General features: G+C 41.1%; 10 protein-coding genes. 9 read left to right on the forward strand and 1 reads right to left on the reverse strand.

The features are described from left to right. Positions 1–50 precede the first annotated feature (50 nt). From G6053_RS08750 to G6053_RS08775, 6 genes are all read left to right on the forward strand, one after another. The gene (locus tag G6053_RS08750) at positions 51–1,394 is read left to right on the forward strand and encodes a DNA mismatch repair protein MutS (protein WP_165306211.1); all 1,344 of its coding nucleotides are present in this window, start codon (positions 51–53) and stop codon (positions 1,392–1,394) included. 347 nt (positions 1,395–1,741) lie between these two features. Next, complete coding sequence (locus G6053_RS08755; RefSeq protein WP_108632452.1) at positions 1,742–2,278, forward strand: RNA polymerase sigma-70 factor; 537 nt, start codon at positions 1,742–1,744, stop codon at positions 2,276–2,278. Between the two features lie 32 nt (positions 2,279–2,310). Beyond that, entirely contained in the window at positions 2,311–3,207 is an 897-nt protein-coding gene (locus G6053_RS08760; RefSeq protein WP_165306212.1) for an aldo/keto reductase, read from the forward strand. Beyond that, positions 3,204–4,376 carry an enolase C-terminal domain-like protein gene (locus G6053_RS08765; protein WP_165306213.1) on the forward strand — a complete coding sequence of 391 codons (1,173 nt, stop codon included), beginning with the start codon at positions 3,204–3,206 and terminating at the stop codon, positions 4,374–4,376. The genes G6053_RS08760 and G6053_RS08765 overlap by 4 nt, the downstream gene beginning before the upstream one ends. 20 nt (positions 4,377–4,396) lie before the next feature. After that, positions 4,397–5,956: a sodium/solute symporter gene (locus G6053_RS08770; protein WP_108632449.1), complete on the forward strand. Its 1,560-nt coding sequence runs from the start codon at positions 4,397–4,399 to the stop codon at positions 5,954–5,956. Positions 5,957–6,031: 75 nt separating this feature from the next. Beyond that, positions 6,032–6,463 (forward strand): L-rhamnose mutarotase, encoded by a 432-nt coding sequence (locus tag G6053_RS08775; protein ID WP_108632448.1) that lies wholly within the window; start codon positions 6,032–6,034, stop codon positions 6,461–6,463. Here the strand turns inward: G6053_RS08775 and G6053_RS08780 are convergent. Continuing rightward, entirely contained in the window at positions 6,450–7,331 is an 882-nt protein-coding gene (locus G6053_RS08780; protein ID WP_108632447.1) for an AraC family transcriptional regulator, read from the reverse strand. The two genes, G6053_RS08775 and G6053_RS08780, sit on opposite strands and share 14 nt — an antisense overlap. Before the next feature lie 457 nt (positions 7,332–7,788). Here G6053_RS08780 and G6053_RS08785 point away from each other — a divergent pair, with 457 nt between their 5' ends. Genes G6053_RS08785 through G6053_RS08795 form a run of 3 tightly spaced genes read left to right on the forward strand, consistent with a single transcriptional unit; the run spans position 7,789 to position 14,373 of the window. Then, positions 7,789–10,038 (forward strand): hypothetical protein, encoded by a 2,250-nt coding sequence (locus G6053_RS08785; RefSeq protein ID WP_206531901.1) that lies wholly within the window; start codon positions 7,789–7,791, stop codon positions 10,036–10,038. Positions 10,039–10,077: 39 nt separating this feature from the next. After that, entirely contained in the window at positions 10,078–12,369 is a 2,292-nt protein-coding gene (locus G6053_RS08790; protein ID WP_206531902.1) for a hypothetical protein, read from the forward strand. A gap of 57 nt (positions 12,370–12,426) precedes the next feature. Then, positions 12,427–14,373: a right-handed parallel beta-helix repeat-containing protein gene (locus tag G6053_RS08795; RefSeq protein ID WP_165306214.1), complete on the forward strand. Its 1,947-nt coding sequence runs from the start codon at positions 12,427–12,429 to the stop codon at positions 14,371–14,373. Positions 14,374–14,483 lie beyond the last annotated feature (110 nt).

Here is a 14,483-nt window from a genome sequence, read left to right on the forward strand (position 1 = left end):
GTTTAGGAATATGGTAAAAAAAGCTACTGTAGAGCACTTCCTTAAGAAATATGTTTATTATTGACAAGCAAACCCTGGCAGACTTAAATGTTACGAACAGTCAATGTAGAGATTTGTTTGATCTGTTCGATTGTACGATTACATTGGGCGGACGCGATATGCTGTATTCCTATTTTCTCGAGCCTCTTTCAGCTAAATTTGAAATATTGGATAGGCAATGGATTATCCGTTTTATGCAAGATGTAGATATCACGGATATTTTGGACAAGTATATGATGCAGGACCTGGAACAATATTTATCTTTACCACTGGAACCGTATTCGCCAACCAAAACCTCCTATTATTTAGAGCTTGTCACCGCAAATTTTCTTTCGGCGGATTTTAAGAAACGTGATTTATTAATTAGACGCTCTATTCATGAAATAGCTAAAATAATAGACTATCTCAACGTATTTCTTGGCGCTGTTAACTCCCAATATCCTACCAGAAGTGTTATTGTCGATTATTGTAATAAAATTGATCGCGTATTGGAAGATATTGATCTGGGAGAGTTTGAAAAATTGCTTGAAAATAAACTTTCACTGGAACTGATGATTAAATACGATTATCTTTTTAGGAATATCAAACGGAATGCGATACGTGAAGTCTTTACTGTTTTGTATCAGCTGGACGCTTTGTATGGTGTGGCACAATGTACCAAAGGAAAGCATCTTGTATTTCCCGGAATAGAGGATCATGACCCAGGTTCGGATATGATTCGGATCAGGGGTGGATATAATCTCTTTTTGGAAAATCCGGTCAAGAATGATATTGAAATAAAAAGCAGTGGTAACTTATGGTACCTTACTGGCGCGAATATGACGGGCAAATCGACATTATTAAAAACAATAGGTACCTGCGTGTATCTGGCACATCTAGGGTTTCCGGTTCCCGCAGACGCGATGGAAACTGTGCTCTTTGATGGCATATCGGCGACAATAAATTTAGGGGATGATATCAGTGCCGGTGCCAGCCATTTTTTTAATGAGGTACTTCGAGTAAAACACTTAGCTGAATTACTGGCAGAGGGCAAAAAAATGTTTGTGCTGATGGATGAGCTATTTAAGGGGACAAATCATAATGATGCCAGTGAGGCGACGTTAGAACTCATCAGCTGCCTCCGCGGATTTGACAATAGTATATTCTTGCTGTCGTCTCATATCACCGAAATTTCTTCTTCTCTGAAGGGAAAAGGCGCAGTAATGAAACATTTGGGAGTGAAACTGGACAAACATAAAGGGCTTATCTTTACCTATGAACTTTCAGACGGTGTGGCTGAAGATAAGCTGGGCATGTGGCTTTTGCAGAGAGAATGTGTATTTGAAATTTTATGGAAAGCCAAATCACGCCAGTGATCGCAATAGTTTAGGTTTCATTTTTCTCAAGAAGCATACCAGGGCTGCGCTGATTCTGTACGTTTTATACAAAGAGTTATTCTTTAGAAAAAAATCAAACTTATAATAATTAAGGTTATTTTATTTACTCTTTTGGTTCCGCTGATTTCTATTTACATGCGAAAAAGATAAATGATCATGAAAGTAAGATGCTGCAAAGAAAACACCGATAATAGTCAAATTTGACGTGGTTGAAGTGTGGACATATTTGAAACTTTACAGATATGAATGGAACAATTTGTTGAGCAGGGAGAAATAAAGCTCCATTGCAATGAAAGCAAAAGTTTTCGACATTTCTAAACTTTGTAATGAAACAGATAGCAGACAATTTTGATCAATTATTTAAAGCGTATCACTACCGGTCGTTTTTATTTGCAAAATCTTTTGTTCATATCGATGCAGTTGCCGAAGATATCACTGCTGATGCACTTATGATAACATGGATACGAATGCAAGAGGAAAATTTACTTTCTCCAAAAAGTTTTTTGTTAAAAGTGATCAAAAATAAAGCGCTGGATTATTTGAAGCATCAGCGAATTCATAGGCAATTGATAGAACCTATGGATAACTGGGACGAGCGGGAACAGCAACTGTGGATTGACAACTTAAACGAGGTAAATGAGGGACAAATTTTCCTGAAAGAAATTAAGGAAATAACACAGAAAACCCTGGATACGATGCCTATGAAGACGAGAGAGATTTTTGAATTGAGCCGTTTAAGTTGTGCTAGTGGTAAAGAAATCGCTCAACAATTGGGGATTTCACTAAAAGGGGTGGAGTACCATATAACCAAAGCGCTTAAAGTATTGACTGTTAGTTTAAAAGAATATATGGTGGCTTCTTAGTACTTTAGATGCTGAAATTTTGATTGAATAGCATGTATGACCGCGGAATAGATAAGATCGTATTAGGGACAGCTGCATTGGGCGGTGCTTGGGGAATTGTGAATATAGAAGAGTCTATAAAAGTAATACTTAACGCTTTGTCACTTGGTATTACTGCATTGGATACTGCTCCTGCTTATGGGGATGCAGAAAACCTTGTTGGTCGAGTACTGAAACAATGGAAGGGTGTGAAGCCTGAAATTAGTACAAAAGTGGGGCGGTTAAAAGGTCATAGTGCTATAGAGGCAGAATATGATTATTCGGCAGCAGGGATGGAAAGAAGTTTGGAAAACAGTTTAAAGTGCCTTGGTATCCCTCAGGTCGATGTTCTTTTTTTACATGAACCTGCCGTCGTCCCGGAAGAAATGGCTGCGGGAGTGGTAAGGCAATTGTTACACTTTAAAGAGCAAGGCTTAGCAAAGCGCATAGGACTGGGTGGTAACTTACCAAGATGGTTTACCCCTTTTTTAGAAGACGGGCAATTTGATGTGCTCATGGAATTTAACCGATTGAATGCTTGTAACCTGGAAGCACTTGACAGCACAATTCCGATATGCGAACAGTACAAAAAAGAGTATTATGCTGCAAGTCCGTTAAATATGGGCTTATTGGGGTGCAATTTTCAGCAATTTTCCCAGTCGGTTCCAGATTGGCTGGATCCCGGAACGGTGAAACAGGCCAGTCGGATAAATTCAATCGCCGAACGGCGAGGTATAGAGTTGGATATATTGGCCTTGCGATTCCTAAACTCCATACCGGCATCCTTTAAAATAGTGATAGGAGCAGCAAATCAACATCAGCTGAATAATTCCCTAAATGCAATTAACCGAGGCAGGCTGCCTGCCGCTATTTATAACGAAGTACTTCAAACGTTTAATGAGAATAGATGAACAGAATAGATCAGGAGACTTTTAATATCCAAAAAATTAGTATTCGAGTTTTAGAACCTGTAGCAACAATAACTCCTTTTCAGGATGCAACAATGGGTCCTTTTCCAAGCTTTGGGCTTTCAATCATTCGTATTGAAGATATAGAGGGCAACGTTGGTGAAGCGCCTGTTTATAACAGTTATACAAATATTTTAGAAACCTGCCTGTTTCCGATATTATTTCATTGTGAGGGAATGTCTTATCTGGATTTTTTTCCAAAGCTATATTGGTCTATTCGAAATGAAGGATTTAAAGGTGCTGCCTCGGCTTTATTAGGGCAGGTTGATATGGCCTTACATGATCTGGCAGCCAGACGTCGTGGTATACCACTGTATCGTTATATCGGCGGAGAACGCAACCGCGTAAAGATCTATGGCAGTGGTGGCGGAACCAATTACACGCTACAAGAGCTGGAAAATGAGGTCGCCCTATTTTTGGACGCTGGAGTAGATTGTTATAAGATGAAAATCGGGAAGGATTTTGGAACAAATATGACTGCCGATATCGAGCGGGTAAAACATGTGCGAAAATTGGCTGGCGACCGGATGCAAGTCGCTGTGGATGCCAATCAGATCTGGTCTTCAGCAGACGTATTTAGATTTATCGATGCCATCGGCGAAGAAGAACTATGTTGGCTCGAAGAACCCGTACATTCCGCTGCATACGATCAGATTGAGGAACTCTGTAAACGTACTGTCGTTATGGTGGCGTATGGTGAATCAGAGCGAACATCCAAGATCTTCCCGATGCTGGCCAATTGTGGGGTCAAACATTTACAGCCCGTACCGACCCAGTTTGGTGGAATAAAAGAGTGGATGGAGGTTAGGGATTTATGTGCTGACCGTAATTTGCAGCTTTCTTCCGGTGGGTATTCCTTATATTCGAGCTTTTTAATGACTACAGCAAGTGAAACTAGTACGATCGAGTACTTGTATTCCCTGATGTATGGCTTGGAAAAATATTTTTTAATTCGCCCAATATTGGAAAATGGATATTTTCATTTACCAGAATCGGAAGGATTGCCTGTGAGAATCAATTGGGACTATTGTTTCAAGGAAAATAAAATTGTAAGAGAACAGGTTTGGTTAAAACAGGATGTACCGGGATACAATCCACTTGTTAGCATGTAGTACGATAAAAGTAGAATATAATGAGCTTAACATTTAATAGTATTGATTATTTAGTTTTAGTATTATATGCGGTAGCTCTGTTTTATATCGGTTTTCGTTTCAGCAAAAAAGAAAAAAACCAGCAGGATATATTTTTAGGCGGCCGATCGCTGAAGTGGTGGCAGATAGGTTTCTCTATTTTTGGAGCGAATGCTGGCCCCACGATGTTGATCGGATTTGCGAGTATCGGATTTTCCCATGGTATTGTAGGCAGTAATTTCGAATTGTTGGCCTGGATTTTCCTGATGTTGCTGGCCATGGTTTTCTTACCCTATTATTTAAAGACCAAAATAAGCACAATCCCGCAGTTTCTCCTGCTCCGTTTTGGCAAAAGATCCTATAATTTTTTGATCGTATATAGCTTGATTTCCATATTGGTGGTATGGCTAGGTAGTGCTTTGTACGCTGGCGGCTTGCTTATTTCGGGGGTTTTTGGCTGTCGGTTGTTTCCGGCAATAGTCGTCATTGCTGTTGTGGCAACTAGTTTTACGGCGATTGGTGGGTTGAAGGCGGTTGTTCGCACAGGCATTTTTCAGTCCGTCATCATTATCGTCTCTTCTATTATCTTGACCTTCCTCGGCTTTCAAAAGATAGGTTCTATGGATACATTGATGAGTCAGACGCCGGAATCGTATTGGAAATTGTTTTTACCTGCAACTAACCCTGAATATTCTTGGATAGGCATTGTGCTGGGGTATCCCGTCGTGGCGATCTATTATTGGTGTGCTGATCAGACTATTGTGCAAAAGGTGCTAGCTGCTAAAGATTTAAAAGAAGGGCAATACGGAGCATTGTTTATCGGAGCACTTAAGATTATTATGCCGATCATATTTATTTTACCGGGGATCATGTGCTTTGTATTGTTTAGAGACACCGCGGCTGATAACGCATATATTACAATGATTAAACAATTAATGCCACATGGTCTATTGGGGTTGAGTATTGCAGCATTGATCGCTTCGTTGGTGGATACGGTATCTTCAAGCTTAAATTCATTCTGTACGGTATTTACGCTGGATGTGGTTCAACAGTTTAAAATGTTGAACACTGGCCAGCAAAGACGTATGGGCAGGTGGGTAACAGTGCTGGTTGGATTAGCCGGTATAGGAATCGCGATGTTATTTTCTTATTCTGGAAAAAGCTTTTTTGATCTGACTCAAGGTTTGGTGTCTATTCTGGCTCCACCCCTGGCGGTCGTCTTTCTCTGGGGAGTTATCTGGCGAGGTATCAATGGTATTGCTGCCGAAGTTGTACTTTATGGAGGCGGTTTGGCTTGCCTGCTTTTGGGTATCTGCCATGTGTTAAATTATCCCTATCAGGGCTATTGGCCACATTTTTTAATGCTTTCTTTTTATATTTTTGTGGTTTTGAGCGTAGTCATCGTCACTGTCTCCCTTTTGACTAGATCGACGGGAAATTCGGAAGTACCGACTTTGTTTGACCGAAAAGAAGGTGAGATGAAACAGCAGCCTAGAGCTGTCTGGTTGACTTGGCTGGGGCTGGCGATCGTGATGATCATGATTTATATTTATTTTAATTGATACTAGCAGTGGATTGGTCGCTCATACAATTTAATTATATCTTCCAATTTTGCTGATGGAATAAACACATTTGAAATGAGAATTCTTATTTATCTATTGCTGCTGTTTAGTTCAGCGCTATTTATCAATTGTAAAGGGGGAAATGCCGGTTCCCAACAGCCAAACGATGAAGAACATGTGTTCGTTGTAAGTATTGTTGACAATGCAGCGGAATTAAAGGAATACTTGTCCTATCATGAGCGGGTGTGGCCCGAAGTTGAAGCTGGATTTAGAAAAGCAGGTTATCAACGAATCGCCCTTTATCGTTTCGATAAGTTAATTGTAATGACAGTGAGGGTACCTGCGGGCTCAGATTTGGGAAAGATGGGGGAAATCGCCGAATCCTACAGCCCAAAATGTGCTGAGTGGAATGCACTGATGAATACATACCAGCAAGGCGTTCATGGGACAGCCAAAGGACAGAAATGGGCGGAAACAACGCTTTTTTATGAATTTAAAAGTAAATAGCTTCCGATGTTCGATATTGCTTTAAAAATTCACGTGGCGAACTGCCCTTGACATCTTTAAAATGCTTATTGAAATTTGAAATATTGTTGTACCCGCTTTTGTAGCAGGTCTCAGTAATATTATACTTGCCTTCCATCAATAATTTGGCGGCATGACCGATGCGTATTTCTTTAATAAAATCCACTAAAGTCCGATTGGTTTGCATCTTAAAGAAGCGACAAAACGCGGATGCGGACATGGGGAGTATGGATGCCACATCATTTAAAGTGATGTCTTCCCTAAAATGCTTGAATATGTAGTCAAAGACTTTGTTAATCCGGTTGGCATCACTTGAATTTTCAATAATGTTGAAAGACGGTGAAGACAAAGTTTTATAAGATCGCGATAAGGCTAATTTGTCCAAAAGCTGTAACATTAATACAGCGCGCGACAAGCCCGTCGCGTTCAACATATCTTGGAGAATTTCTTTGGATTGTCTGACAATAGGACCAGAAAATAATACCCCTTTAGCAGCATTGATAAACAATTGGTTGAGGAGAATAGTCTCCGGCTTAGTGAGGAAGTCCTTTCCTAGAAAATCAGGGTAGAAATGGATAATTGTGGCGCTAGCAGGTTTGTTTGCATCAATCGTATTGTAGTATTGCCAACAATGTGGCAAATAACTACCCAATAGCAACAGTTCATCCCCTTCGAAGTCTTCGATATGATCACCAATAAATCGCTTTCCCATACAATTTTCCAAGAGTGTAATCTCAAAATTTACGTGCGACTTTAACGAAGTGTATTTTTTGATCTCCAGTTCTTCACTGCGGACAGTAAAGGATTGATCCGGCGGAAAGGTGAAATTTTCATAAATATGCTGCATCATAATAAAGGCCTTAAATTGGTTTAAAAATCATTGTATTATAGCAACCGGTTGCATCGTCTCATTAAAGGTAGAGAAAATTTTTGTTAATTTATAGCATTTATAAAGCGTATATTTCAAATTTAATGTGCAAAATAACATAATAAAAGAGCAATTTATTGGTGGTTCAGCTTTTGCATTATTACGAAATTTACACCTAGCGATAACAGCGTATATAATATAAATAACCAAGTTCAAGACGGCGCATTCATTCCGTGAATAAGGAAGTGGAGATCAAAAATACGAGGAAATTAAACTAGCATACAACAATGCTCTCTATGGGAATTAGCGCTTTTTTAAAATTCTCGGAAATGATTAATATAAACCTATTGTCCCTGATAAATAATATGTAAGGTTGGAAAATAGATAAGAGAAATTGCAATTTGAAAAGTATGCCTCAGCATAATAAGCGAATCTATAAATGAAGAATAAACGCGATATAATATTAAAGATAATTGGGAGCCTTTTGCTTTGCGTAAACACTTTCAACAGTTTTTCTCAAGACTGGTTACCTAAGCACCAGAACAATAAGGTGACTTTCCGCTTGTTGGACTGTGGTTACAACGGTGCAAAGTTGGAACAAAGCTCTGTTATTGGTGCAGGGTCAGACAAATGGAAGGTGAAACAGGAGGTTTTAAGAAAGAAAGGAAGCAATGCTGTGACCTATCGCTTTACTTTTAAGGCAAAAAAAGCGATGAAAGATGCGGGCGTAGCAGTGGCTTTCGATGTGTATGATTGGTCGAGTGACAATTTTGTTATGATACCTGCTGTCGTCTATAATGGCAATAGACAGCGAATTGTTAATCGCGAATATGCGACTGGTCTTGATAAAACAGATTATTTTAGAAAAGATCTGGCATTGACATCAAATCCAATTCCCCAGCTTTCCCCCGAATTTGGTGCTAAATCCCAATTGGAAGTCAATATTAGCAATACAAGTACACCGTTAATGGCATATCTCGATAGAAAGAAAAAAAAGGGAGTTTTCCTTTTTACTGATCAGGGGATAACCTGGAAGAATGAGTTGAAAGACCATGCATTAATTATTGAAGAAAGTCCGAATCGTAGCATCGCTACTTTTGTGGTAAGTGCCCCGGGAGTACGATCACGTAAACCTGAATTTATTGGCTTCAGTGATAGTCCGGATCGTGGAATAGCTGTTGCTGAGGGAGACGAGTTGGAAATTCGGGTCACAAGGATGGAATTTCAGGCAGAAAATGTCACTAATCTATATGGACGTTTTATGCAAGAGCGAAAATTGCATTTTCGCGAAGCTGCTCCTCGCAATTTAATGCCTATGAGCGAGGTGTTATCCCGGATGGCAGAAAATATTGATGAACGTTATTATGCAAAGGACGGAGTGGGGTTTTATTGTCCTGAGAATGCGGATTGGATGTCCTATGGTTGGGTTGGCGGATTGATCAATACCTATCCCATGCTTGCATTGGGGGATATGATGCATTTTAGCCGGGTGAGCAATACATTCAATTTTGCGCTATCACAAGGTCGTGGAGCTAGTGGTTATTATTATGATGTGCTTGGTGCCGATGGGGAAGTGATTTATCGGGATGGCGCAAAATTAAATCCCGGCATTGGGCTGACGCGTAAAAATGCTGATGTATTATTCTGGATGGTGAAGCAATTTATGTTATTGAAAAAGCAGGGGAAGTCTTCTTTGATTGCTGAAAAATGGGAAAATTCAATCCGACAATTAGCCGATGCCTTTGTGAAAACTTGGCAGGAGGAGGGAACTTGGGGTAATTATCTGGCCATTGAATCGGGTAAGATTGCGGCATATAACACCACTGGCGGTGCCATGGCAGTCGGTGGACTGGCATTAGCCGCATCCTATTTCCAAAATGACCATTACATGGCTGTGGCAAAGGAAGCGGCAAAAAAATATTATGGCGAATTTGCGTTGGTCGGCTTTACTTCGGGCGCCTGTGGCGATATTCTTCAAAATGCGGATTCGGAAACGGCTATTGCGTTGACAACTTCCTTGATGACACTTTTTGAACAGACGGGAGATCATATATATTTGGAACAGACAAAAAATCTAGCAAATTATACGGCTTCGTGGACGGTCTCTTTTCCGTATCAGCTACCAGAAAATACAGCTTTGGCAAAACTGGGAGCTAATCTTACAGGCGCCGTATGGGCCAGTACGCAGAATAAGCATGGTGCTCCGGGCTTCTGTACACAGTCGGGGGATGTCTTATTTAAACTTTTTCGGGAGACAGGTGTAAAGCTGTATGCCGACCTGATCCGTGATGTTATCCACGCGCATGCGGAAGGTATACAACCAAATGGAAAGATTACCGAACGTTTGACCTATTGTGATGCCGATAGCCGCGGATCACGTGGGGATGGCGGCAAAACAGGTTGGAATGAAACCAATGGTGCACTGATGGCACTGGAAATTCCGGGGCTTTATGTCCGTAAGGACAAAGGAACGGCTTATGTCTTTGATCACATCATTGTGAAAGAGATAAAGAGAACAAATCAAGGCTTGTCTTTGTCATTGTACAACCCAACAACCTATGACGCGAATGTCTCGCTGCTAATAGAGGATGCAGCGCAAGCTGCTAAACCTTTGGGCGAAAATGCATTTTTGGACTGGAATAAAAAGATTAAAATCAAGGCAGGAACCACCGTATCGGTCGTGCTATAAATAAAGCCATGAGGAGATAAGATGTTAAAAATAAAGCAAATGAATTTTTTAAAAACTAGCTTACGATGCGTTGGGCTAACGGTGGGATTGACAATTTTGTCAACTATGGGCTATAGCCAAACAACATTAAAGACCAATTATTTTAAAATTGTGATTGACCAAAAAGGTTATATCACCAGCATGCAGAATATTACAAAGAAACCGAGTCGAGAGTTTAGTCCGGTGGACAAACCTTCACCCTTAATGGTACTTTATAACGCAAAAAAACGGTTATACAATTATCCGGAGCAGGCCAGTTATTCTGCGAATGATAAGATCATGACTCTACGTTATTCAAATGGTTCTACAGCCCGGGTCAGCATATTGCCACAAGCGAAGTATTTCAAAATGAAATTGCTTTCATTGACCAATTCACAAGAAATTGAGGCGATTCAGTGGGGTTCCTACCATACAAATATCACTAATTTATTGGGCGAGATTATCGGTGTGAGTAGGGATACCAGTGAATCCGTTAATTATGCAATCGGGATGCTGGCGTTAAATGATAATACTTTGGGCGGAACAGCGGATATTCAGGGGGATGCAGCACCATTCCAATATATTATCCATTCACCGGATCCTTCACGGTTTCCTTTGCCAAATGATTTGCATGAAGGACAGGTGTTTACCCTTGGGGGCAACGGTATCAGTGATGTGGCTTTTTATGCTCATAAAGAACCTTATTATCGGATTATGTATGGAAATGCGGCCGAAGTGGACAAAAATGGACGGATTTCAATCTCCTACCAGTCCAGGGATCGCAGGAGTCCACGTGAAGTTTATTATTCGTTGATTCCGAATATGCCATCCAACAGACCAAATCACTTGCAGGTACAGCCTATTCCCGGCGTAGATTTTATTGGATCTTCGATTGCTTTTTGGGGCAGTCCCGACAGTACGGCCCTAATGGATGTTGTGCAGGATATTGTACGCAAAGAGGGGTTGCCCTATCCTATGGTAAATGGCAAGTGGGTGAAAGATCCTGCCGCCTATGTACCGGATGTACTGACCGAAGGTGGTCGTTACGATAATATGATCAGTTATGCGGACCGTTTGGGATTTAAAGCAATCAGCTTATACGATCAAGGATTTCTACGTCCGGACCGTGGGAATGATGGATATATTGATGGTAAAAATTTTGAGCATAAACCGTTGAAATTTTCAGACGGGAGCGCACTATCGCATAAAGAATTTGCACAACTGGCAGCCAAACACAATATTGTGATCGGTCGTACACCGATCACAAACGCCTTGGCTCCCGGAACAAAAGATGCAAGTCCCGTTCCGAGTGACAGTATTTGGTACCAGCAAAAGCGTCTGCTGGCCAAAGCAATTAATGCGACGGATACCCTGATCTATGTGGATGACCCAACTCATCTGGAAGAAATCGGTAGCTGGGAAGGACATGTTAAAAGCTTAAACATTATTAAAATTGGGAAGGAACTTATTCATTATTTGGGGGTGAGTGAGAGCAAACCATATAGATTATTGAATGTGACACGTGGTTATTGGGGTTCCAAAGCGACGTTCCATCAGCAACTTGATACCCTGTATAAGTTGCAGGTAACAATTGACTATGGTTATGACGGGTTAATTCCAAATATACAGTTGCAGGATAAAATAGCTGAATACTATGCGGATGTCTGTGCGATCAATGGCCTGAGGTATTACGATTTTGACGGTCAGGAATTTTTATTTAACAACGGTCATGGCTATTATTCAGCGAAACGTTTTTTCCGTAAGATGTTCGAGCGGGCAAAACAGCGGGGCTTAGCGGATATCCGTTTTACCGGGGCGACTTTGTCGGAAGGATCATGGCACTACCAAAGCATATGGAATGTAGGCGGAGGGAAGAATTTGTATGATGCCCAGACACGGGAATGGGGAAGTGCGACAAGCCAGGGAAAGGATTTGCGCGATGTTTGTTATGCTAATTTTTTTCCTGTGGGAATGGGTGGAAACTTCCCAATTACTGAAAAATCGACTGTTGAAGAATACGAACATATTCAGGCGATGTCTGTGGGTACGGGATCAACGTATAGCTTGAAGTTGAATCAACAGCAAGTGGAAAGTTGTCCACAGAAGGATGCAATTTTTAATGCCTTACGTACCTGGGAGAATGCACGCGCAGCAAATGCCTTTCCGAGTTGGGTGAAAAAGAATTTGGTGGATCCGAGCCAAAGTTTTAGACTGGAGGAATTGGATAGGGATCATTGGAATCTCTATCGTTTGAATAAAGATGGATCAGGTAAAAAGCTCTTTTCAAAGCTGACACGGGCAAAAGGATATTAAGAGAAAGCCTATACTCGGTTTTTTCTAAACATAAGGTAATGAAATAATTAGATGCTTATGAGTGTAAAATTGTTGATTGTATGTAGCTTCTTATTAGGTTTTGGTTCTTTGCATGCGCAAAAAAAATCCAAATTTAATGAATACCATGTTGCCCTTGTAGGTAAAGATGGGGCGGTTGGTACGAAAGAAAACCCTCTCCGAACGATAATGGCGGCAGCTAAGCTGGCTATGCCGGGCGACACCATCACCGTACATGCGGGGGTATATCGTGAAATTATTGTTCCGCCGCGTGGAGGGCTGTCAGAGGCAAAACGAATTACTTATCGCGCGGCAAAGGGCGAAAAAGTGGTCATCAGGGGATCGGAAGAAATAAAAGGCTGGAAGTTATTGGAAAACGACGTCTGGCAGGTAGAATTGCCGAATTCTTTCTTTGCGGCATTCAATCCTTATCAAGAAGAGATCCGTGGGGACTGGTTTTGGCCTACGCCAAAAGAACGGAAGTACCATCGTGGTGCAGTCTATCTCAACGGGCATTGGTTAATGGAAGCTGAATCCAAGCAAAAGCTCATGGACGATCACTCATCGAAAGGGGGCTGGTGGGCCTCGGTAGACCAAGAAAAAACCTCTATATGGGCTCGGTTTCCACATACTGACCCCAATCAAAATCAGACAGAAATCAATGTGCGACCCCGGGTATTTTATCCGGATCAACCATTTGTTAATTTCATTACTGTGGATGGATTTGTACTGGAGCAGGCAGCCACCAACTGGGCTCCGCCAACAGCGGAGCAAGAGGGGCTTTTAGGGACACACTGGAGCAAGGGTTGGCGTATTGTAAATAATACCATACAGTATTCGAAATGTGTGGGAATTGCATTGGGCAAATATGGCGATAACCACGATAATAAAGATACAGAGTCTGCCGAAGGCTATGTCGGCACAATCAAAAGAGCGCTCGCTTTTGGATGGAACAAGGATAGTATCGGTAGTCACTATGTTGGTAACAATAAGATTGCCTATTGTGAGCAGGCTGGTATTGTCGGGAGCATGGGCTGTTCATTTAGTACAGTTGAACATAACACGATCCATGATATTCATATTGAACGGCTGTTTACAGGGGCGGAAATGGCTGGGATAAAATTTCACGGAGCCGTAGATGTGAGCATCAGAAATAATCGCATTTTCCGGACAAATATGGGACTTTGGTTGGATTGGATGGCTCAAGGAGCACAGATCACGAACAACCTCTTTGATCACAATGATCTTGATGTATTTTTGGAGGTGACGCACGGACCTGCGATATTGGCCAATAACATCATGCTTTCTACAAAAAATCTGTTAATGAATGCGCAGGGAGCCGCATTTGTGCATAATCTTTTTGCTGGAAAAATCGAAGTGGTTGCCTACGATAGCCGATTGACCCCCTATCTTAAACCGCACTCAACAGAGCTTGTTGCGTTAAAAGACAACCCCGGTGGCGACGTACAGTTCATCAATAATATTTTTGCGAAAGGGGCAGATATCAGCGATTATAACAAGGCTTACCTTCCCGTATTTTTAGATGGAAATATTTATTTAAAGGGCAGTATCGGGGTTTCGACCAATAAGATCAATCAACGGATGGGCGAAATTCATGCCAATGCCGAGCAGCAAATGAAATCCTATGTACTGCACGGCGCAGTGGAAAAGAATTTATTTATTGACACCAGTGGAGTAGCTGACGTTAAGATAATGGAAATAAATGGAGAAGTTTATCTGGAATTTCCGTTTTCAAAAAAATGGTTGAAACAAAAGAGAAACTTGGTAACCTCTACATCATTGTTGCCAACAATAATTTCCCGATTACCATTTGAAAATCATACTGGATCAGCACTTCGGATTGATCGTGATTATTTAGGAGAGCCAAGAAAACAATCCAATCCGTTACCGGGACCGTTTGAAAATATTAAAGAAGAGGGTGGAACACAATTGATATGGTCTGAATCAAAAAAGCTAACACGCTAGCCAGTAATTTTCCAGTCTTGGTATTTTCGCACAACGTTGGGGAAGAGAAGGAGTACATCATATTTACGCAAGAGGTTAGAATTTTTATGCCGTTATTATCGTTAAAAATG

Origin of the sequence: Sphingobacterium sp. DR205, from assembly GCF_011064245.1 — a bacterium.
In the GTDB taxonomy this organism is placed as follows: domain Bacteria; phylum Bacteroidota; class Bacteroidia; order Sphingobacteriales; family Sphingobacteriaceae; genus Sphingobacterium; species Sphingobacterium athyrii.